Origin of the sequence: Hydrogenophaga sp., assembly GCF_026125825.1 — a bacterium.
In the GTDB taxonomy this organism is placed as follows: domain Bacteria; phylum Pseudomonadota; class Gammaproteobacteria; order Burkholderiales; family Burkholderiaceae_C; genus Hydrogenophaga.
The window spans coordinates 43,934-63,974 of sequence record NZ_JAHCKK010000017.1 but is presented as its reverse complement, the minus strand read 5'-3'; the positions used below and the strand labels follow the sequence as shown (position 1 = coordinate 63,974).

The window sequence follows — 20,041 nt, the reverse complement described above, 5'->3', positions numbered from 1 at the left end:
CGCGCAGGATCACGTGGCAGTCCTTGTTGCCGCGGGTCTCGACGATCGCCACCTGGCCGTTCTTGTGGACGGACAGGAAATGGTGCGGCCGCGCCGCCGCCTGGATCGCGTCGGTGGCAATCTTGATGTTGCCGTCGGTGCCGTTCTTGAACCCGATCGGTGCCGACAGGCCCGAAGCCAGCTCGCGGTGCACCTGGCTCTCGGTGGTGCGCGCACCGATCGCTCCCCAGGCGATCAGGTCGCCGATGTACTGCGGCGAAATCACGTCGAGGAACTCGCTGCCCGCCGGCAAGCCCAGGCGGTTGATCTCGATCAACAGCTGGCGCGCAATGCGCAGGCCTTCGTCGATGCGATAGCTCTCATCGAGGTAGGGGTCGTTGATCAGGCCCTTCCAGCCCACCGTGGTGCGCGGCTTCTCGAAGTAGACCCGCATCACGACCTCCAGCGTATCGGCGTATTTCTCGCGCAGCGGCTTGAGGCGGCGTGCGTAGTCAACGGCTGCCACCGGATCGTGGATCGAGCAAGGCCCGATCACCACCAGCAGACGGTCGTCCTGCCCGTGCAGGATGCGGTGAATGCGCTGGCGGGTCTTGCTGATGAGCGCCTCCACCGGCGTACCACCGATGGGGAAGAAGCGGATGAGGTGCTCGGGTGGGGGCAACACGGTGATGTCCTTGATGCGTTCGTCGTCGGTCTGGCTGGTTTTGTCGACAGGACGGGCATGCCACGCATCGGTGCTGGCGGGGGCGTTCTTGGCGGTCATCACGGGGCTCCTGAGTGGGGTTGAGTCGAAAAGGGGTTCAAAGGGCGAAAAAAAACCGCCGGGCTTGGAGCTCCGGCGGTTGTGTCGAGATTCGGTGATGCGCTTACAGCTTCGCCTCTCGTCCGCCGGGGACTGAGAACCAAAAGTAAAAAGCAAAAAAGGCGAAGCGCGAGGACATGGGTTGGAAATGTAGCACAGCGCCGTTTCAGGCAGTTCCGCCGACCGTCAGGCCATCGATGCGCAGCGTCGGCTGGCCCACGCCCACGGGCACGCTCTGGCCTTCCTTGCCGCAGGTGCCCACGCCGCTGTCGAGCTTCATGTCGTTGCCGATCATGCTCACGCGGGTCAACGCATCCGGGCCATTGCCCACCAGCGTGGCGCCCTTCACCGGATACTGGATCTGGCCGTTCTCGACCCAGTAGGCCTGGCTGGCCGAGAACACGAACTTGCCGCTGGTGATGTCCACCTGACCGCCGCCGAAGTTGGTGGCGTAGAGGCCCTTCTTGATGCTGGCCACGATCTCCTCCGGCGCCTTGTCCCCGCCCAGCATGTAGGTGTTGGTCATGCGCGGCATCGGCACGTGGGCGTAGCTCTCGCGCCGGCCGTTGCCGGTGGGTTTCACCCCCATGAGGCGCGCGTTCATCGCGTCCTGGATGTACCCACGCAGGATGCCGTCCTCGATCAGCACGTTGCGCTGCGAGGCGTGGCCTTCGTCGTCCACGTTGAGCGAACCCCGGCGGTCGGCGATGGTGCCGTCGTCGAGCACGGTCACGCCCTTGGCGGCCACACGCTGGCCGATGCGGCCGGCAAAGGCGCTGGAGCCCTTGCGGTTGAAATCGCCTTCCAGCCCGTGGCCCACCGCCTCGTGCAACAGGATGCCAGGCCAGCCCGAGCCAAGCACCACCACCATCTCGCCGGCCGGCGCGGGCCGCGCGTCGAGGTTGGTCAAGGCATACGACACGGCCTCGTCCACGTAGGACTGCACCATGGCGTCGTCGAAATAGGCCAGGCCGAAACGGCCGCCACCGCCGGACGAACCGGCCTCGCGCCGACCCGACTGCTCGGCGATCACCGTCACGGACAGACGGATCAGCGGGCGCACGTCGGCGGCCAGGGTGCCGTCGGCACGGGCCACCAGCACCACGTCGTACTCGCTTGCCAGGCCGGCCATGACCTGTTTCACCCGCGGGTCCTTGGCCTTGGCCATGCGCTCCACTTTTTCCAGCAGTGCCACCTTGCCCGTGCTGTCGAGCGAGGCAATGGGGTCTACGCCGGGATAGAGCGAACGCGACTTGGGCACCTTGACCGCTGGCACGCGCACTTTGCGGCCCTGGCCCTGCGCCGAGATCGAGCGCACCGTGTGTGCGGCGTCGATCAGCGAATCCCAGGACAGGTCATCGGAATAGGCGAATGCCGTCTTTTCGCCGCTGACGGCGCGCACGCCAACGCCCTGGTCGATGCTGAAGCTGCCGGTCTTGACGATGCCCTCTTCCAGGCTCCAGCCTTCGCTGCGCGTGGTCTGGAAGTACAGGTCGGCGTCGTCCACGCCGTGCGACATGATCTCGCCGAGCGCGCGCTGCAGGTGCGTGGGGCTCAGGCCGAACGGTTCGAGCAACAGGCTTTGGGCGGTGGCCAGGCGGGCCAGGGTGGGTTCGCGTGAAATCATTGGCCCATTGTAAGAACCCCGGCTCCACACACGGGCCCCAGGGTCTAAATCACCGCCTCTGCTGTCAGCTCTGCATCAGCCGCTTGGACTTGGCGATGGACATCAGGATGCCCAGGCCCACGCCCAGCGTCACCATGGCGGTGCCGCCATAGCTCACGAAGGGCAGCGGCACGCCCACCACGGGCAGGATGCCGCTGACCATGCCCATGTTGACAAAGGCATAGACGAACACGTTGAGCGTCACCGCCGCCGCCACCAGCCGGGAAAACTGGGTCGGCGCCTCCACCGCGATGAGCAGGCCGCGCACGATCAGGAAAATGAAACCGCACATGAGGCCCAGCACGCCCAGGAGACCGAACTCCTCGGAAAAAGCGGCAAAGATGAAGTCGGTGGTGCGCTCGGGAATGAACTCCAGGTGGGTCTGCGTGCCCTGCATGAAGCCCTTGCCCCAGACGCCGCCCGAGCCGATGGCGATCATGCCCTGGATGATGTGGAAGCCCTTGCCCAGCGGGTCTTTCGAGGGATCGAGCAGCGTGCACACGCGCTGGCGCTGGTACTCGTGCAGGATCTGCCAGTCCACGCCTGGCGCGCACATCTGCGGTTCCATGGCGATCAGCGTCACCACGCCGATCACACCCAGCAGCACCGGCGGCAGGATCAGCTTCCAGCTCAGGCCGGCGAAGAAGATGACGGCAAGACCGGACGACATCACCAGCAACGAGGTGCCCAGATCGGGTTGCTTGAGGATGAGCGCCACCGGAATGACGAGCAGGATGCCGGCCGCCACGAAATCCAGCGGCTTGAGCTGCCCTTCGCGGCGATGGAACCACCACGCCAGCATCAGCGGCATGGCGATCTTCATGAGCTCGCTGGGCTGGATGACGGTCACGCCGATGTCCAGCCAGCGCTGGGACCCCTTGCGCATGATGCCGAACAGCTCCACGCCCAGCAGCAGCATCACACCCAGGGTGTACAGCGGCACGGCCAGCGTCATGAGGCGGTGCGGCGGCACCTGGGACACGAGGAACATCAGCCCGACCGCCAGCAGCATGTTCCGGCTGTGGGCCGCGAACCGGGTGCCGTGATCGAAACCCACCGAGTACATGGTGATCAGGCCGGCGCCGGCCATCAGCAGGATGGCAAACAGCAGCCAGCCATCAAAGCCCTGGAAGATCGGGGCGATGCGCTGCAGCAGGGTGGGTTTGTCGAAGACGGCGGCCATGTTGGACCCCGATTATCCTTCGCCCATGTCATCCCCCACCACCCACCTGTTGTACCTGCATGGTTTTCGCTCATCGCCGCAATCGATGAAGGCCCAGAAGGTCGCCGCGCGCATGCAGGCGCGGCACCCGGAGGTGGTCTGGTGGTGCCCTCAATTGCCCCCCTCCCCGCGCGAGGCCATGGAAGAGGTGGCGCGGGGTGTGCGGGACTGGCCGCGCGCGACCATGGGGGTGGTCGGCTCGTCGCTGGGCGGCTTCTACGCGCGCTGGCTGGCGCTGCAGACCGGTTGCCGCCGCACGGTGCTGCTCAACCCGGCCGTGTTTCCCGCGCGCGACCTGGTGAAGTACATCGGGGCACAGACCGCCTGGCACGACCCGCAGGCGCGTTTCGTCGTCGATCCGGCCTTCATGGGAGAACTGCAGCAACAGCAGGATGACATCGCCCGCCTGGCCCCCTTGCACCCCGCCACGCCCGAACGCCAGTTCGCGATCGTCGCCAAGGGCGACGAGGTATTGGACTGGCGCGAAATGCAGGCCTTCTGCGCCGGCGGCACGACCCGTCTGCTCGAGGGTGGTGACCACGCCATCAGCGACTTCGACGGCCATATCGACGACCTGTTCCGATTCCTGGGCCTGTAACGGCCCCATGGGACAATCGCGCCCATGCATATCCTGTTTGATGAAGCCGGCAAGCTGTTGACCGGCCGCCTCCTGTCCGAGGCCGAAAGCTCCCTCCAGGTCGAGCTCGAAACCGGCAAACGCGTCAAGGTCAAGACGGCCAACGCCCTGCTGCGCTTTGAAAAGCCCACCCCCGGCCAACTGATGCCCACGGCCACAGCGTTGGCCGAGACCATGGAGCTGGACCTGGCCTACGAGTTCGCGCCCGAGGACGAATTCGGCTTCGCAGACCTGGCGCACGAGTACTTCAGCGACAAGGCGGGCATCACCGAACAGGTCGCCGCGCTCCTGTGCCTGCAAGGCGCGCCCCACTACTTCCGCCGCGCGGGCAAAGGACGCTACAAGAAGGCGCCGGCCGACATCCTTGCCCAGGCCCTGGCGGCGATCGAAAAGAAGAAGCAGGTGCAAGCGCAGATCGAAGCCTGGGCCGCCGAGCTCGCCAGCGGCAGTTGCCCGGCGCCGGTGCGCCAGCAGCTGTACAAGCTGCTTTTCCGGCCGGACAAGAACGCCCCCGAGTACAAGGCCGTGGTGGAGGCCGCGCGCACCAGCCACACTGCGCCGCTGACGCTGTTGCAGAACGCAGGCGCCATCAGCAGTGCCTACCAGTTCCACTGGCAGCGCTTCCTGTTCGACCAGTTCCCCAAGGGCACAGGCTTCCCCCCACTGCAGGCCCCGGTCATCGCTGAAGAGCTGCCCCTGGCGCCGGTGCAGGCCTTCTCCATCGACGACTCGCAGACCACCGAGATCGACGACGCGCTTTCGCTGCAAGGCCTGGGCAGCGGCAGCGTCACGCTGGGCATTCACATCGCGGCGCCCGGCCTGGCTGTGGCGCCGGAAGGACCGATCGACCAGGTGGCGCGCACCCGCCTGTCCACCGTCTACATGCCCGGCCACAAGCTCACCATGCTGCCCGACGAGGTGGTGCAGGCCTACACGCTCATGGCCGGGCGCGACTGCCCCGCCGTGTCCCTCTACGTCAGCTTCGACGAGGCCACCCTGGCCATCACCGGCAGCCGCACCGCGCTGGAGCGCGTGCCGATCGCGCTCAACCTGCGCCACGACCAGCTCGACACGGTGATCTCTGAGGCGTGGCTTGCGGGCGAGGCCCCGGCGACCGATGCGCCTGCCGAGATCGCGGCCCTGCAGCCCTCGCTCGCCTTCCTGTTTCGCCTGGCCTTGCACCTCAAGGCACAGCGCGAGGTGGTCAGAGGCAAGCCCGAGAACTTCACCCGCCCGGACTACACCTTCCGCCTCGAGGGCGTGAGCGGCGATGAACCGCAGGGCGACGAGCGCGTTGTGATCGGCACGCGCAAGCGCGGTGCGCCGCTGGACCTGATGGTGGCCGAGGCGATGATCCTGGCCAACAGCACCTGGGGCAACTGGCTGGCTGACTGCGGCGTGCCCGGCATCTACCGCAGCCAGGCCAGCCTGCAACCCGGTGTCAAGGTGCGCATGGGCACCAAGGCGCAGCCGCATGCGGGCATCGGTGTGAAGAGCTACGCATGGAGCACCTCACCCCTGCGCCGCTACGTGGACCTGGTCAACCAGTGGCAGATCATTGCCTGCGCGCGCCATGGCAAGACGGCGGCCCTGGCCGCGCCGTTCAAGCCCAAGGATGCCAACCTGTTCTCCATCATCAGCGCTTTCGACGCCGCCTACACCGCGTACAACGGTTTCCAGAACGGCATGGAGCGCTACTGGACGCTGCAGTACCTGCGCCAGGAAGACATCACCGAGATCACCGCCACCCTCATCAAGGACAACCTGGTGCGCGCCGACACCCTGCCTCTGGTGCTGCCGGTGCTGGGTGCCGACGGCCTGCCGCGCGGCGCGCACCTGCGCGTGAAGCTGGGCGAGATCGACCACATCACGCTCGACATCCACGGCACCGTCACCGAGCGGCTGGACCTGCCGGTGGACAACGTGGGCGAGACGGCGGGCGACGAGGCCGAAGATGAAGAAGCCATGGCTGCGCCGCTGGCCTTGGCCATCGACGTCGAAGAGGCCGAGGGCGAAAGCGCCGCCCAGCCCCCCCAAACGCCCGGCCCGGCAGGGGATTGAGGCCCAGGACGCACCCAACACGGATAATGCCCGCGTGAAGCCGTCCGCCCTGTCCTTTTTCAAGAAGCTGAGCACGCTGCAGCTCGCGCTGGGGGTGTCGGTCGCCGTGCACGCGGCCCTGCTCACGGTGCGCTTCGTGGACCCCGAGCGCTTCAACCGCGTGTTCCAGGACACGCCGCTGGAAGTCATCCTCGTCAACGCGCGCGGCAACGAGCGGCCCGACAAGGCCGCGGCCATCGCCCAGACCTCGCTGGCCGGCGGTGGCGAGGCCGAACGCGGCCGCGCGACCTCTCCCCTGCCATCGGCCACCGTGGCGCGCATCGGCGACGCCCATGAGGAAGACGAGCGCACCATCGAGATGCTGCGCGAGCAGCAGAACCGCCTGCTCGCCCAGGTGCGCCGCGAACTCGCCAAAATGCCACCACCCGACCCGGAGTCGGTCAACCCCAGCCAGGCCTCGTCCGAACGCGAGCAGAAGCGCCGCGCGCTGGTGAAGATCCTGGCCGAGATCGAAAAGCGCATCAACGAAGAGAACGCGCGGCCCAAGAAGCGCTATATCAGCCCGGCCACACGCGAAGCGGTCTACGCCATCTACTACGACGAGTTGCGCCGCAAGATCGAGGACCGGGGCACCACCAACTTCCCCGAGGTCGGTGGCCGCAAGCTGTACGGCGAACTCACCATGACCATCACGGTCAACCACACCGGCGCGGTGCTCGACACCGAGGTGGTGCAGCCCTCGGGCATCAGCCAGCTTGACCGCCGCGCGCAGGCCATCGTGCGCAGCCTCTCGTTCGGTCGCTTCAACGAAGCCATGCGCCGCCAGGCCGACCAGATCGTGGTCGTCTCGCGCTTTCGCTTCACGCGCGACGAGACGCTGCAGACCCAGCTCTCGGGGCAATAGGTCCACGCATGAGGTCCCTTGGACGCTGGTTGTTGTGGCTGCTCCTGGCTGGCCTGGCCCTGCAGCTGTTCTTCCTGGCGCGCATCGCGCTCATGGTCGCGGTCGACCCCACCAGCACCGCCTTCATGCGATCCGAGGCCTGGCGCATCGCAGGCGCCAGCGTGCACGGCGACAAGGACTGGCGCTGGGCGCACCGCTGGGTACCCGATGAGCAGATCAGTCCGCACCTCAAGCGCGCAGTGATCGCTTCGGAAGACGCCGGCTTCACCGATCACCGCGGCGTGGACTGGGGTGCGATCGAAGGCGCGTGGCAGAAGAACGAGCGCCGCCAGCAGCAAGCCGAAAAACGCGCGGCTCGCCAGCCCGCCCAGGCTGTGCGCGAACCCAAGGTCGTGGGCGGTTCCACCATCACCCAGCAACTCGCCAAGAACCTGCTGCTCTCCGGCGAGCGCCAGCTGCTGCGCAAGGGCCAGGAGCTGGTGCTCACGCTGATGCTCGAGGCCCTGCTCGACAAGCGCCGCATTCTGGAGATCTACCTCAATAGCGTGGAATGGGGCGAAGGCGTCTTCGGCGCCGAGGCCGCGTCTCAGCGCTACTTCAACAAGCCGGCCAGCAAACTCAGCCCGCACGAGGCGGCGCGCCTGGCGGTGATGCTGCCATCGCCCAAGTTCTTCGAGACGCGGCAGGGTTCTGCCTACCTTGCGCGCCGCACCGGCACCATCGTGGCCCGCATGGGCGCCGTGGGCATCCCATGAACGCCCGCCCCGCGGCTCTTCCAGGCATGCCGCCTCGCGCGCAGTCCCCCCGATGAAACTCTCCGCCAGCCTCATGAGCCTGTTCCTGCTCGGCCTGGTGCGCCTGCTGACCGGCGCGCAGGCGCGCTGGCATGGTTGCCCGCCCAAGGCCGAGCAGCGCATTTATTTCGCCAACCACCAGAGCCATGCCGACCTCGTGCTGATCTGGGCCGCCCTGCCAAAGGAGCTGCGCAGCATCACGCGTCCCATCGCGGCCAAGGACTACTGGACCGCATCGAACTTCAAGCGCTGGATCACCACCGAGGTGTTCAACGCCGTCTACGTCGAGCGCGAACGCAAGGGCGACGAAGACCCGCTCGCGCCGCTGATCCAGGCACTGGAGAGCGGCGACTCGCTGATCCTCTTTCCCGAGGGCACGCGCGGCCATGAAGAAGACCCGCAGCCCTTCAAGTCGGGCCTGTACAACCTGGCGCTGCGGTTTCCTGGCGTGGTGCTGGTGCCGGCCTGGATCCACAACGTGCAGCGCGTGATCCCCAAAGGCGAAGTGGTTCCGGTGCCGGTGTTGTGCTCGGTCACGTTTGGCGAGCCACTGGTGCTGGGCGCCGAGGAACCTCGCGCCGACTTCCTGAAACGGGCCCGCGAGGCCGTCATGGCCCTTCGGGACGTCTGATCGCATGACCTCCTTCCTCCGAAGCCTCACCGCAGACCAGCAGGTCAGCCTCGTGTTCGTGGTGCTGTTCGGCCTGCTGCTGATCGCCAGCGGCGTGGGCGTGCTGCTGTCGCTGCGCGAGCGCCGCTCGGGCGACGACGACGCCACCGGCGAACGCGCCCTGCGCCTGCAGGACAACCAGGCGCTGTTGCGCAGCTCCTGGATGATGATGCTGGTGTTCTGGGTCGGCTGGGTGATGGGCGAGGGCTTCGCCATCGTGCTGTTCGGCCTGGTCTCGTTCTTCATCCTGCGCGAGTTCATCAGCCTCTCGCCCACCCGCCGCGGCGACCACCGCAGCCTGGTGCTGGCCTTCTTCGTCGTGCTGCCACTGCAGTACGCGCTGGTGTGGACCGAGCGCTTCAACCTGTTCACCGTGTTCATCCCGGTCTATGTGTTCCTCGCCATCCCGGTGGCTAGCGCCCTGGGCAACGACCCGCAGCGTTTCCTGGAGCGCAACGCCAAGCTGCAGTGGGGCATCATGGTGTGCGTCTATGGCATGAGCCACGTGCCGGCCCTGCTGCTGCTCAACTTTCCCGGCTTCGCCGGCAAGACGGCGTTCCTGGTGTTCTTTCTGGTGCTGGTGGTGCAGACCTGCATGCTGGTGCAGCACCTGGCCGCCCGCGGCCTTCGCCGGCCGGTGGCGCCGGCCATCAGCGGCAGCTTCCACTGGCGCAGCTGGGCGCTCGGCCTGGCCGCAGGCGGTCTGCTGGGCGCGGCGCTCTCCGGCTTCACGCCGTTCAAACCGCTGCCGGCCCTGGCCATGGCCCTCGTGGCCTGCGTGGCCGGCAGCTTTGGCCACCTCGTGATGAAGGCCATCAAGCGCGACCGCGGCGTCACCCACTGGGGCCTCGCAGGCCGTTCGGTCACCGGGGCAAGCGGCCTGCTCGACCGCGTGGACGCTCTGTGTTTCGCCGCGCCTGTGTTCTTCCATTCCGTGCGCTGGACCTTCGATCTTTGAGACCTTCCCCCATGCGAATCCTCGGCATCGACCCCGGCCTGCAGTGCACCGGCTTCGGCGTGATCGACACCGAAGGCGCCGCCCTGCACTACGTGGCCAGCGGCACCATCCAGACCAGCCCGAAGGACGGCGCGCTGCTGCCCGAGCGGCTCAAGATCCTGTTCGACGGCATCACCGAGGTGGTGGCTCGCTACCAGCCCCAGGTGTCGGTCTGCGAAATCGTGTTCGTCAACGTCAACCCCCAGGCCACGCTCTTGCTGGGCCAGGCACGTGGCGCCTGCCTCACCGCCCTGGTGGCCAACAAGCTGGACGTGGCCGAATACACCGCGCTTCAGCTGAAAAAAGCCGTGGCCGGCAATGGCCGGGCTGGCAAACCCCAGATGCAGGAGATGGTCAAGCGCCTGCTGCGCCTGCCCGGCCTGCCCGGCAAAGACGCGGCCGATGCGCTCGGCCTGGCCATCACCCACGCCCAGGTCAGCCGCACCCTGGCGGCAATCAACAAAGTCTCGCCGCAACAGGCGCGCACCCACGCCACGTACAAAGCCGGGCGGGTGTATTGATGGGCATGGAAAGTTCGTCGCCTTTGCGCCGATTCAGCCTGGGCGCCTGGCTCGCCGTGGCCTTCACCGTGCTGTCGCTGTGGCTGACCCTAAGCCTGACGCTGTTCAGCGACCGCGTCGCGAGCCACCAGGTGCGCGAAGCCATCGGCGCCAACCTGACCGAGCTGGCGCAGCAGACCGCGAGCCGGCTGGACCGCTCCATGTTCGAACGCTACCGCGAGGTGCGCCTGATCGCCCAGCGCCTCGGTGGCGCCGCCGATGTCGGCACCATCCGCCAGGAGATCGAGGCGCTGCAGAAGAGCTACCCCTACTACGCGTGGATCGGCGTGACCGACGCCGCGGGGGTGGTGCGCACCGCCACGCGCAGCATGCTGGAAGGCACGGATGTGTCCGCACGGCCCTGGTTTCGCAACGCGATGGACGGCCACCCGATGGGCGACGTGCACGACGCCATGCTGCTCGCCCAGTTGCTGGCCACACCGGGCAGCGAGCCCCAGCGCTTCGTCGACATCGCCTTCCCGCTGACGGATGCCAGCGGACTGACCACCGGCGTGCTGGGGGTGCACCTGTCGTGGAACTGGGCCAGCGAAGTCCAGGACGCGATCTTCACCCCCGTGAACCGCCACCGCATCGTCGACCTGCTGATCGTCTCGGCCTCGGGCGTGGTGCTGCTTGGACCCAAGGACCTGCAGGGCGCCGCGCTGACGTTGCCGAGCGTGGCAGCGGCAGGGCGCGGCGAATCGGGTCATGCGACGGAAACCTGGCCCGATGGCCGCCGCTACCTCGTGGGCTACAGCCGCGACAACGGCTTCGACACCTACGGCGGCCTGGGCTGGCGCGTGCTGGTGCGGCAGACCCTGGACGACGCCTATGCCCCGGTCAACCAGTTGCACCGGCGCATGCTGCTTGGCGGCCTGGCGGCGGCGCTGGTGTTTTCCCTGCTGGGCTGGCTGGTGGCGCGCCTGATCACGCGCCCCCTGCTTGACCTGACCGACGTGGCGCGCGGCATCGAGGCGGGATACGCCGTGAAAGCCCCCACCACAGCGGCTTACCGGGAGGTCGCGACGCTGGGCAATGCCTTCAACTCCCTGGTGAAAGGCCTGCAGGCCAACGAGGCCGAGCTGCGCCAGAACCATGCCGCGCTGGAGCGGCGCGTGAGCGAGCGCACGGCCGAACTGCGCGAAACCGTCGACGACCTGCGCGCCAACGAAGAGCGGGTGCAGACCGTGATCGACAGCGCGCAGGAGGCCTTCATCGGCATCGATTTCGACGGCTGCATCACCGACTGGAACGCCGCGGCCGAAGAGCTGTTCGGCTGGAAGCGCGCCGAGGTGCGGGGTGAATCGCTGGCCGACACCATCCTTCCCGAGCGATACCACATCGCCTTCGTGAAAGCCCTGGCGCATTTCCACACCACCGGTCGAGCCCCCTTCACGGGCCGTTTGCTGCGGCGCACGGTGGTGGACCGGCAAGGTCGCGAGATGGAGGTGGAGATGAAGATCGGCCTGATCCACACCAGCGAGCTGCAGCTCTTCAGCGCCTTTGTGCGGCCCGTGTCGGAGCCGCCGTCGCGCTGAGCGAAGGTCTTGCCTAGAGCAGGCGTTCCAGCACAAGCACGCCAAAGAAACCCAGTGCCGCGATGACGGTCCACTTCAGGATCACGATGCCCCAGCTGCGATAGCGCGCCTGGCCCGTGCCGATGTAGAAAGCGAAACACACGCCGGCTGCCAGCAGCAGCAACATCACGGTCCAGCGGAACAGCAGCATGGGAGGCAGTGGCGGCGTGGCTTACCAGGCCGGGGCCAGCTGGGCGAAGCCGCGTGGGGCTTCGCGCTCGTGGTCGAAGCTCACGATCTCGTAGGCATCGGGCCGATCCAGCAGGGCACGCAGCAGCTGGTTGTTCATTGCATGGCCGCTGCGAAAGGCGCTGTAGGCGGCCAGCAGCGGCTTGCCCACGATGTACAGATCGCCCATGGCGTCGAGAATCTTGTGCTTGACGAACTCGTCCTGGTAGCGCAGGCCATCGGCGTTGAGCACCTTGACGTCGTCCATCACGATGGCGTTGTCCAGGCCACCGCCCATGGCCAGGCCGTTGGAGCGCATCATTTCCACGTCGCGCGTGAAGCCGAAGGTGCGCGCACGGGCGATCTCACGCGCGTACTGACCACTGCCAAAGTCGAACTCCACGCGCTGACCGGTGGAGTTCACGGCAGGGTGGTTGAACTCGATCTCGAAAGCGAGCTTGTAGCCGTGGAAGGGGTCGAGCCGCGCCCACTTGAGCGTGCGACCCTCGCCTTCGCGCACCTCCACCGGCTTGGTGACGCGGATGAAGCGCTTGGGCGCGTTCTGCATCACGATGCCGGCGCTTTGCAGCAGGTAGACGAAAGAGGCCGAAGAACCGTCCAGAATGGGCACTTCTTCGGCAGTGATGTCGACGAAGAGGTTGTCCAGGCCCAGGCCCGCACAGGCGCTCATGAGGTGCTCGATGGTGTGCACCTTGACGCCGCCGTTGGAGATGGTGGAGGCCAGGCGGGTGTCGGTCACCGACATGGCATTGACCGCAATGTCCACCGGCGCAGACAGGTCCACCCGACGGAACACGATGCCGGTGTCGGGCGCGGCCGGCCGCAGCGTCAGTTCCACCCGCTGACCGCTGTGCAGGCCGACACCGACGGCCTTGGTCAGGGATTTGAGCGTGCGTTGGGCGAGCATCTTCGAATTGTAGTTTTCCGGGCGCCAGAACATGGTTTAGAAAGCTGATGGCCTTGATAGGCCCGGTTTTCTCCGGCAGAGAAGGTCATCGGCGAGCGGGTCGGCCGGCTCCGGCCCATGTCGCCCGCAGCCGGGCGCCCGGGGTCCACCCGCCCGCGATGTGCAGGCCAGCGAACCCCGGCGGGAGACTCAGTCCGCCTGCTTGCGCAGGAAGGCAGGAATCTCGAAGTCGTCCATGCCACCGGAAGCCAGCGCGTCCACCTTGGCCGCGGCCTGCGTGCGGTTGGTGCGCCAGACACTGGGCACTGCCATGGAGTTGTAGTCCGGCTGCGCGGCGCCCGGGCCACCCACGGCGGCGTTCACGGTCGGCACATTGAACGGCACGTTGTCGGTGCCGGTGCGCAGCACCTGCAGCGGAGGCGCCGTGCGGCGCGCGCCCTGGCGCGACAGGCCCGTGGCCACCACCGTCACGCGCATCTCGTCGCCCAGGTTGTCGTCGTAAGCGGCGCCATAGATGACATGCGCTTCCGGCGAGGCGTAGGCGCGGATCGTGTTCATCGCCAGCTTGGACTCCGACAGCTTGAGCGAACCCTTGGCGGCCGTGACCAGCACCAGCACGCCCTTGGCGCCCGACAGGTCGATGCCTTCCAGCAGCGGGCAGGCCACGGCCTGCTCGGCGGCGATGCGCGCGCGGTCCGGGCCGGCGGCCACGGCCGTGCCCATCATGGCCTTGCCGGGCTCGCCCATCACGGTGCGCACGTCCTCGAAGTCCACGTTGACGTTGCCGTACTCGTTGATGATTTCGGCGATGCCGCCGACGGCGTTCTTGAGCACGTCGTTGGCGTGGGCAAAGGCCTCGTCCTGCGTGACGTCGTCGCCCAGCACTTCCAGCAGCTTTTCGTTCAGCACCACGATCAGCGAATCCACATTGGCCTCGAGCTCGGCCAGGCCGCTGTCGGCGTTGGTCATGCGACGGCCACCTTCCCAGTCGAAGGGCTTGGTCACGACGCCGACGGTGAGGATGCCCATTTCCTTGGCCACGCGGGCGATCACGGGGGCCGCGCCGGTGCCGGTGCCACCGCCCATGCCGGCGGTGATGAACAGCATGTGCGCCCCGGCGATCGCCTCGCGGATGTCGTCCACCGCGACTTCGGCCGCGTCACGACCCTTTTCGGGCTTGCTGCCTGCGCCCAGGCCGCTGGTGCCAAGCTGGATGGTCTTGTGCGCAGCGCTGCGCGAGAGGGACTGTGCATCGGTGTTGGCGCAGATGAACTCCACGCCCTGCACGCTGCGCGAGATCATGTGCTCGACCGCGTTGCCGCCGCCGCCGCCCACGCCGATGACCTTGATCTGGGTGCCCTGGTTGAATTCTTCAACTTCGATCATTTCGATGCTCATTGCGATGCTCCTTGTACTGTGTCTGTTGCCTTGGTGTCGGCGGTATGCGAGAAGTTCTTGGGGGTGAAGGATCGGGTCATCCGGGGGGTCCGGTGTGTTCGGCACACCGGCCTCTTCGTCGTCGACATCGGCCTGGGGGAACGCACTGGGCGTGGCGAGCGTGTCTCATCAGAACGTCCCCAGAAACCAGCTCTTGACCCGCTCGACCGCGCCCTGCATCGAGCCGGCCTTCTGCGCCACCTTGTGTCCGCGCACGCGCGCCAGGCGGGCTTCTTCGAGCAACCCCATCACGGTGGCCGCGCGCGTCTGCGCGACCATGTCGGACAGGGCGCTGGTGTAGTTCGGAATGCCCCGGCGCACGGGTTTGAGGAAGATGTCCTCGCCAAGTTCGACCATGCCCGGCATCACCGCGCTGCCACCGGTGAGCACGATGCCAGAGGACAGCATTTCCTCGTGGCCGGAATCGCGCAGCACCTGCTGCACCAGCGAGAAGATCTCCTCCACGCGCGGCTCGATCACGCCGGCGAGCGCCTGGCGGCTGAGCATGCGCGGGCCGCGATCACCCAGGCCGGGCACTTCCACCTGGGTGTCCGGATCGGCCAGCAGCTGCTTCGCGCAGCCGCTCTCGACCTTGATGTCCTCGGCGTCCTTGGTCGGCGTGCGCAGGGCCATGGCGATATCGCTGGTGATCAGGTCGCCCGCGATGGGAATCACCGCCGTGTGGCGGATCGCACCACCGGAGAAGATCGCCACGTCGGTCGTGCCCGCCCCGATGTCGACCAGCGCCACGCCAAGTTCCTTCTCGTCATCGGTCAGGATCGCCTGGCTGGACGCCAGCGGGTTGAGCATGAGCTGGTCCACTTCCAGTCCGCAGCGCCGCACGCATTTGATGATGTTTTCCGCCGCGCTCTGCGCTCCGGTGACGATGTGCACCTTGGCCTCCAGGCGGATGCCACTCATGCCGATCGGCTCCTTCACCTCCTGGCCGTCGATCACGAACTCCTGGGGCTCCACCAGCAACAGGCGCTGGTCGGTCGAGATGTTGATGGCCTTGGCGGTCTCGATCACGCGCGCCACGTCGGTGGCGCTGACCTCGCGGTCCTTGATGGCCACCATGCCGCTGGAGTTGATGCCGCGAATGTGGCTGCCGGTGATGCCGGTGTAGACGCGCGCGATGCGGCAGTCGGCCATCAGCTCGGCCTCCTTCAGCGCCTGCTGGATGCTCTGCACCGTGGCGTCGATGTTCACGACCACGCCGCGTTTCAAGCCGTGGCTGGCCGACACGCCCAGGCCCGCGAGCTTGAGTTCGCCGTTGGGCTGGACCTCGGCGACCACCACCATGATCTTGGCGGTGCCGATGTCGAGTCCGACCACCAAATCCTTGTATTCCTTGGCCATGATTGCTTCTTGATTACCTTCGGTTTTGAGATCCGCCAGCAGGCGTGTCGGTCACGGTGGTCACGCCGCGCAGGCGCAACGCGTAGCCGTTGGGGTAGCGCAGGTCCACGGACTGAACCGCGCCCGCATAGCGTTCGGTGAGTTGCGCCAGCGTGCCGGTGAAGCGGCGGGTGCGCGCCAGCAGTTCGTCGGGCGTGCCTCGGCCCAGCTCCACCTGGGCACCGCTGTCGAGCTTGGCGCGCCAGGTGCCCCGCTCGGTGAGCTCAAGCCGCTCCAGCCCCAGGTCGAGGCGGCCCAGCTCGGCCTGCAGCAGCTGATAGAGGGACCACACCTGACCCGACTTCTCGACCGGGCCGGCCAGCTCCGGCAGGCCATCGCCGTCGTCCGGGCTCGCATCGAACACCTCGCCCAGCCGGTTGACCAGCTGGCCCGAGCCCGCCTCACCCCACCAGGCCACGGCCTGGTGTTCTTCCAGCGTCACGCGCAAGCGGTTGGGGAACTCGCGCTGCACCACCGCCTTGCGCACCCAGGGCACCGACTCGAAGAGCTGGCGCACTTGCTGCAGGTCCACGGTGAGGAAGCTGGCGTTCAGGCGGGTCTTCATCTGCGACGAAAGCTGGGCGCGGAAGGTCACGGCGTTCTGGTGCGCCACGTCACCGTGCACGGCGATCGCCTTGACCGTCCAGATCGGGTGGCGCACCAGCCAGGTGGTGAACAGCCCCAGGCTCAGCACGGCGAACACCGCGATCAGGACGTGCGTGACCACGGTCATGAGCTTGACATCCAGGGGCAGTTCGGTGCTGGGCATGGCGGTGTTCAGCGGCTCAGGCCGCGTGATCCAGCGAGGCGGTGGCCAGCAGCCGCACGCACAGGTCTTCGTAGGACAGGCCGGCCGCCTTGGCCGACATCGGCACCAGGGAGTGGCCGGTCATGCCGGGCGAGGTGTTGATCTCCAGCAGCCAGGGCTTGCGCGTCTTGGCGTCGATCATCACGTCGGCGCGCGACCAGCCGCGGCAGTCCAGCGTGAGGTAGGCCTTGAGCACCAGCGCCTGGATGGCGGCCTCTTCGCCTTCGGGCAGGCCGCATGGCACGAGGTACTTCGTGTCGTCGGTGAAATACTTGTTCTGGTAGTCGTAGTTGCCTTCGGGCGCGACGATGCGGATCACCGGCAGGGCCCTCGCCTGGGCGCCGGTGCCCAGCACCGGACAGGTCACTTCGTCGCCCGCGATGAACTGCTCGCACATCACCTGCGGATCGAGCCGGGCGGCGAGTTCGTAGGCGGCGGCGCACTGCGCCTCGCTGGTCACCTTGGTCAGGCCGATGGTGGAGCCTTCGCGCACGGGTTTGACGATCATGGGCGAGCCCAGCGCCTTGAACGCGGCCAGGGTTTCCTCGGCGCTGCGCACCTGGCGCCAGGCCGGCGTGGCCAGGCCTTCGGCGATCCAGATGCGCTTGGTCATGAGCTTGTCCATGGCGACGCTGGAAGCCATCACGCCGGGGCCGGTGTAGGGGATGCCCAGCAGCTCCAGGGCGCCCTGCACCGTGCCGTCTTCACCGAAGCGACCGTGCAGCGCAATGAAGCAGCGCTGGAATCCCTCGCGCTTGAGCTCGCCCATCTCGCGCTCGGCCGGGTCGAAGGCATGGGCATCGACGCCTTTCGACTTCAGCGCGGCCAGCACGCCGTTGCCCGACATGAGCGACACCTCGCGTTCGGCCGAACGTCCGCCCATCAGCACGGCCACCTTGCCGAGTGACCTGGCATCCACCGTCATTGCATTCTCCTGTTTCATGCGCTTGCTTCCTGCGCCAGCTCGATCACGCGACCGGCCACCGCGCCCACGGTGCCCGCGCCCATGCAGAGCACCACATCGCCATCGCGCGCGTTGTCGAGCACGGCCTGGGGCATGGCGGCGATGTCGTCCACGAAAACGGGCTCGAGCTTGCCGGCCACGCGCAGGGCGCGCGCCAGCGAGCGGCCATCGGCCGCGACGATGGGGGCTTCGCCGGCTGCGTACACCTCGGCGAGCAGCACGGCATCGGCCTGGCCGATGACCTTCACGAAGTCCTCGAAGCAGTCGCGCGTGCGGGTGTAGCGGTGCGGCTGGAAGGCCAGCACCAGACGGCGGCCCGGGTAGGCACCGCGCGCCGCCGACAGCGTGGCGGCCATTTCCACCGGGTGATGCCCGTAGTCATCCACCACCGTGCAGGTGCCGCCCGAGGGCAGCGCGGCCTCGCCATAGCGCTGAAAACGCCGGCCCACGCCCTTGAACTCGGCCAGCGCCTGTTGCACGGCCTCGTCAGGCACGCCCAGCTCCACCGCGATGCCGATGGCGGCCAGGGCGTTGAGCACGTTGTGATGGCCGGGCAGGTTGAGCACCACCTCCAGATCGGGCAGCTCCACGCCGTTGCGGCGCTGCACGGTGAAGTGCATCTGCGTGTCCACCGCGCGCACGTTGACGGCGCGCACCTGCGCGTCTTCCGAGAAGCCATAGCTGGTGATGGGCCGCGCGATCTGCGGCAGGATCTCCCGGATCGCCGCGTCGTCCACACACACCACGGCCGCGCCATAGAACGGCATCTTGTGCAGGAAGTCCACGAAGGCGGACTTGAGCTTGCCGAAATCGTGGCCGTAGGTGTCCATGTGGTCGGCGTCGATGTTGGTCACGACCGAGAGCACCGGCAGCAGGTTGAGGAACGACGCATCGGACTCGTCGGCCTCGACCACGATGTACTCGCCCGACCCCAGCTGGGCGTTGGCCCCCGCACTGTTGAGGCGCCCTCCGATGACGAAGGTCGGGTCCAGCTGGGCGGCGGCCAGCACGCTGGCCACCAGGCTGGTGGTGGTGGTCTTGCCGTGCGTGCCGGCAATGGCCACGCCCTTCTTCATGCGCATGAGCTCGGCCAGCATCACCGCGCGCGGCACCACCGGCACGAGTTTCGCGTGCGCTGCCACCACTTCGGGGTTGTCTTCCTTCACCGCGGTCGAGGTGACGATGGCGTCGGCGCCTTCGATGTGTGCGGCGTCGTGGCCCACGAACACCTGGGCCCCCAGCGCCACCAGCCGGCGCGTGACGGTGCTCTCGCCCAGGTCGCTGCCGGAAATGCGGTAGCCCTGGTTGAGCAGCACCTCGGCGATGCCGCTCATGCCGGCGCCACCGATGCCGACGAAATGGATGTGACGGATGGCGTGCTTCATGGATTCGGAACTTTCGCGAGTTGCTCGCAGGCGGACACCACCGCCGCCACGGCTTCGGTCTTTTGCATTTGCTTGGCCTGGGTGGCCATGGCCAGCAGTTGCTCGCGCTGCACCGTCTGCAGGGTCTGCGCGAGCCGCTGGGGCGTGAGTTCGGCCTGGGGCACCAGCCAGGCGGCACCGGCATCCACCAGGAACCGCGCGTTGGTGGTCTGGTGGTCGTCCACCGCCGAGGGAAAAGGCACGAACAGCGCAGCCGCGCCAACGGCGGCGATCTCGGTCACGGTGCTGGCGCCGCTTCGGCAGACGATGAGGTCGGCGTCGGCGAAAGCTTGCGCGGTGTCGTCGATGAAAGGCGTGAGTTCGGCCTGGATGCCTGCGGCGATGTAGTTGGCCCGCAGCGCATCGATCTGTTTCTCGCCGCTCTGGTGCGTGACTTGCGGCTGCTGCACTTTGGGCAGCAGTGCCAGCGCCTGCGGCACCACGTCATTGAGCGCCTTCGCGCCCAGGCTGCCCCCCACCACCAGCAGGCGCAGCGGGCCGCTTCGGCCAGCGAATCGCTCGGCCGGGGCGGCCTGGCGCAGGAAAGGCACGCGCAGGGGGTTGCCCACCCATTCGGCTTTCTTGAACACGTTGGGGAAGGCGGTGAACACGCGGTCGGCCACACCAGCCAGCACGCGGTTGGCCATGCCAGCCACCGAGTTCTGCTCGTGCAGCACCAGCGGCTTGCCGGCGAGCACACCCATCATGCCGCCGGGGAAGCTGATGTAGCCGCCCAGGCCCACGACCACGTCGGGCTTGACGCGGCGCACCACTTGCAGCGATTGCCAGAAGGCGCGCAGCAGGCGCAGCGGCAGCAGCGCAACCGTGACCAGCCCTTTGCCGCGCACGCCGCCGAAGTCGATGGTCTCCAGCGCGAACCCGCGCGGCGGCACGAGCCGGCTCTCCATGCTGCCGGGCGCACCCAGCCAGTGCACGCGCCAGCCACGCTCGCGCAGGGCCTCGGCCACGGCCAGGCCGGGGAAGATGTGGCCGCCGGTGCCACCGGCCATGATGAGCGCGCAGG

19 protein-coding genes are annotated in these 20,041 nt (G+C 67.5%); 8 read left to right on the top strand and 11 right to left on the bottom strand.

The window, feature by feature from the left end; translation table 11 throughout:
- The 3 genes from KIT86_RS08740 to rodA all read right to left on the bottom strand — a co-directional run.
- The coding region (locus KIT86_RS08740; RefSeq protein WP_297397321.1) for a 3-deoxy-7-phosphoheptulonate synthase at positions 1-763 on the bottom strand (763 nt) is incomplete at its 3' end.
- A gap of 205 nt (positions 764-968) precedes the next feature.
- Complete coding sequence (tldD, locus tag KIT86_RS08735; protein WP_297397319.1) at positions 969-2,429, bottom strand: metalloprotease TldD; 1,461 nt, start codon at positions 2,427-2,429, stop codon at positions 969-971.
- A 64-nt stretch (positions 2,430-2,493) separates the two neighbouring features.
- Positions 2,494-3,651, bottom strand: a complete 1,158-nt coding sequence (gene rodA, locus KIT86_RS08730) for a rod shape-determining protein RodA (RefSeq protein ID WP_297397317.1) — start codon at positions 3,649-3,651, stop codon at positions 2,494-2,496.
- A gap of 25 nt (positions 3,652-3,676) precedes the next feature.
- On the opposite strand from rodA, the gene KIT86_RS08725 reads away from it, so the two are divergent.
- From KIT86_RS08725 to KIT86_RS08690, 8 genes are read left to right on the top strand one after another with little or no spacing between them, the layout of a single operon-like run.
- On the top strand, positions 3,677-4,288 hold the full coding sequence (locus tag KIT86_RS08725) for a YqiA/YcfP family alpha/beta fold hydrolase (RefSeq protein ID WP_297397315.1): 612 nt from the start codon (positions 3,677-3,679) through the stop codon (positions 4,286-4,288).
- Positions 4,289-4,312: 24 nt separating this feature from the next.
- Positions 4,313-6,388, top strand: a complete 2,076-nt coding sequence (locus KIT86_RS08720) for a ribonuclease catalytic domain-containing protein (RefSeq protein ID WP_297397313.1) — start codon at positions 4,313-4,315, stop codon at positions 6,386-6,388.
- A gap of 34 nt (positions 6,389-6,422) precedes the next feature.
- Positions 6,423-7,292, top strand: coding sequence for an energy transducer TonB (locus KIT86_RS08715; protein WP_297397311.1), 870 nt, complete (start codon positions 6,423-6,425; stop codon positions 7,290-7,292).
- Positions 7,293-7,300: 8 nt separating this feature from the next.
- On the top strand, positions 7,301-8,047 hold the full coding sequence (gene mtgA, locus KIT86_RS08710) for a monofunctional biosynthetic peptidoglycan transglycosylase (protein WP_297397309.1): 747 nt from the start codon (positions 7,301-7,303) through the stop codon (positions 8,045-8,047).
- Positions 8,048-8,099: 52 nt separating this feature from the next.
- A complete protein-coding gene (locus KIT86_RS08705; protein ID WP_297397307.1) occupies positions 8,100-8,717 on the top strand; it encodes a lysophospholipid acyltransferase family protein in 618 nt (205 codons plus the stop codon).
- A 4-nt stretch (positions 8,718-8,721) separates the two neighbouring features.
- Positions 8,722-9,714 carry a phosphatidate cytidylyltransferase gene (locus tag KIT86_RS08700; protein ID WP_297397305.1) on the top strand — a complete coding sequence of 331 codons (993 nt, stop codon included), beginning with the start codon at positions 8,722-8,724 and terminating at the stop codon, positions 9,712-9,714.
- A gap of 11 nt (positions 9,715-9,725) precedes the next feature.
- Positions 9,726-10,274 carry a crossover junction endodeoxyribonuclease RuvC gene (gene ruvC, locus KIT86_RS08695; RefSeq protein WP_297397303.1) on the top strand — a complete coding sequence of 183 codons (549 nt, stop codon included), beginning with the start codon at positions 9,726-9,728 and terminating at the stop codon, positions 10,272-10,274.
- A gap of 5 nt (positions 10,275-10,279) precedes the next feature.
- Positions 10,280-11,851: a PAS domain-containing protein gene (locus KIT86_RS08690; RefSeq protein ID WP_297397301.1), complete on the top strand. Its 1,572-nt coding sequence runs from the start codon at positions 10,280-10,282 to the stop codon at positions 11,849-11,851.
- Between the two features lie 13 nt (positions 11,852-11,864).
- Here KIT86_RS08690 and KIT86_RS08685 read toward each other — a convergent pair whose 3' ends face one another.
- From KIT86_RS08685 to murG, 8 genes are all read right to left on the bottom strand, one after another.
- On the bottom strand, positions 11,865-12,041 hold the full coding sequence (locus tag KIT86_RS08685; RefSeq protein WP_297397299.1) for a hypothetical protein: 177 nt from the start codon (positions 12,039-12,041) through the stop codon (positions 11,865-11,867).
- 21 nt (positions 12,042-12,062) lie between these two features.
- A complete protein-coding gene (gene lpxC, locus KIT86_RS08680; RefSeq protein WP_297397297.1) occupies positions 12,063-12,986 on the bottom strand; it encodes a UDP-3-O-acyl-N-acetylglucosamine deacetylase in 924 nt (307 codons plus the stop codon).
- A 189-nt stretch (positions 12,987-13,175) separates the two neighbouring features.
- Positions 13,176-14,384 carry a cell division protein FtsZ gene (gene ftsZ, locus KIT86_RS08675; RefSeq protein ID WP_297397295.1) on the bottom strand — a complete coding sequence of 403 codons (1,209 nt, stop codon included), beginning with the start codon at positions 14,382-14,384 and terminating at the stop codon, positions 13,176-13,178.
- Between the two features lie 168 nt (positions 14,385-14,552).
- Positions 14,553-15,782 carry a cell division protein FtsA gene (gene ftsA / locus KIT86_RS08670; RefSeq protein ID WP_297397293.1) on the bottom strand — a complete coding sequence of 410 codons (1,230 nt, stop codon included), beginning with the start codon at positions 15,780-15,782 and terminating at the stop codon, positions 14,553-14,555.
- 13 nt (positions 15,783-15,795) lie between these two features.
- Positions 15,796-16,590, bottom strand: coding sequence for a cell division protein FtsQ/DivIB (locus tag KIT86_RS08665; RefSeq protein WP_297397291.1), 795 nt, complete (start codon positions 16,588-16,590; stop codon positions 15,796-15,798).
- Between the two features lie 16 nt (positions 16,591-16,606).
- Positions 16,607-17,572, bottom strand: a complete 966-nt coding sequence (locus KIT86_RS08660) for a D-alanine--D-alanine ligase (protein WP_297397289.1) — start codon at positions 17,570-17,572, stop codon at positions 16,607-16,609.
- The gene (gene murC / locus KIT86_RS08655; RefSeq protein WP_297397287.1) at positions 17,569-18,978 is read right to left on the bottom strand and encodes a UDP-N-acetylmuramate--L-alanine ligase; all 1,410 of its coding nucleotides are present in this window, start codon (positions 18,976-18,978) and stop codon (positions 17,569-17,571) included. The genes KIT86_RS08660 and murC overlap by 4 nt, the downstream gene beginning before the upstream one ends.
- Positions 18,975-20,027: an undecaprenyldiphospho-muramoylpentapeptide beta-N-acetylglucosaminyltransferase gene (murG, locus tag KIT86_RS08650; RefSeq protein WP_297397328.1), complete on the bottom strand. Its 1,053-nt coding sequence runs from the start codon at positions 20,025-20,027 to the stop codon at positions 18,975-18,977. The genes murC and murG overlap by 4 nt, the downstream gene beginning before the upstream one ends.
- Positions 20,028-20,041: the final 14 nt, after the last annotated feature.

Coding starts and splice junctions, on each gene's coding strand:
- lpxC (WP_297397297.1), bottom strand. CDS start 12,986: ATGCTCGCCCAACGCACGCTCAAATCCCTGACCAAGGCCGTCGGTGTC.
- KIT86_RS08700 (WP_297397305.1), top strand. CDS start 8,722: ATGACCTCCTTCCTCCGAAGCCTCACCGCAGACCAGCAGGTCAGCCTC.
- ftsA (WP_297397293.1), bottom strand. CDS start 15,782: ATGGCCAAGGAATACAAGGATTTGGTGGTCGGACTCGACATCGGCACC.
- mtgA (WP_297397309.1), top strand. CDS start 7,301: ATGAGGTCCCTTGGACGCTGGTTGTTGTGGCTGCTCCTGGCTGGCCTG.
- rodA (WP_297397317.1), bottom strand. CDS start 3,651: ATGGCCGCCGTCTTCGACAAACCCACCCTGCTGCAGCGCATCGCCCCG.
- murG (WP_297397328.1), bottom strand. CDS start 20,027: ATGGCCGGTGGCACCGGCGGCCACATCTTCCCCGGCCTGGCCGTGGCC.
- murC (WP_297397287.1), bottom strand. CDS start 18,978: ATGAAGCACGCCATCCGTCACATCCATTTCGTCGGCATCGGTGGCGCC.
- tldD (WP_297397319.1), bottom strand. CDS start 2,429: ATGATTTCACGCGAACCCACCCTGGCCCGCCTGGCCACCGCCCAAAGC.
- KIT86_RS08665 (WP_297397291.1), bottom strand. CDS start 16,590: ATGCCCAGCACCGAACTGCCCCTGGATGTCAAGCTCATGACCGTGGTC.
- KIT86_RS08725 (WP_297397315.1), top strand. CDS start 3,677: ATGTCATCCCCCACCACCCACCTGTTGTACCTGCATGGTTTTCGCTCA.
- KIT86_RS08720 (WP_297397313.1), top strand. CDS start 4,313: ATGCATATCCTGTTTGATGAAGCCGGCAAGCTGTTGACCGGCCGCCTC.
- KIT86_RS08705 (WP_297397307.1), top strand. CDS start 8,100: ATGAAACTCTCCGCCAGCCTCATGAGCCTGTTCCTGCTCGGCCTGGTG.
- ftsZ (WP_297397295.1), bottom strand. CDS start 14,384: ATGAGCATCGAAATGATCGAAGTTGAAGAATTCAACCAGGGCACCCAG.
- KIT86_RS08690 (WP_297397301.1), top strand. CDS start 10,280: ATGGAAAGTTCGTCGCCTTTGCGCCGATTCAGCCTGGGCGCCTGGCTC.
- ruvC (WP_297397303.1), top strand. CDS start 9,726: ATGCGAATCCTCGGCATCGACCCCGGCCTGCAGTGCACCGGCTTCGGC.
- KIT86_RS08660 (WP_297397289.1), bottom strand. CDS start 17,572: ATGAAACAGGAGAATGCAATGACGGTGGATGCCAGGTCACTCGGCAAG.
- KIT86_RS08685 (WP_297397299.1), bottom strand. CDS start 12,041: ATGCTGCTGTTCCGCTGGACCGTGATGTTGCTGCTGCTGGCAGCCGGC.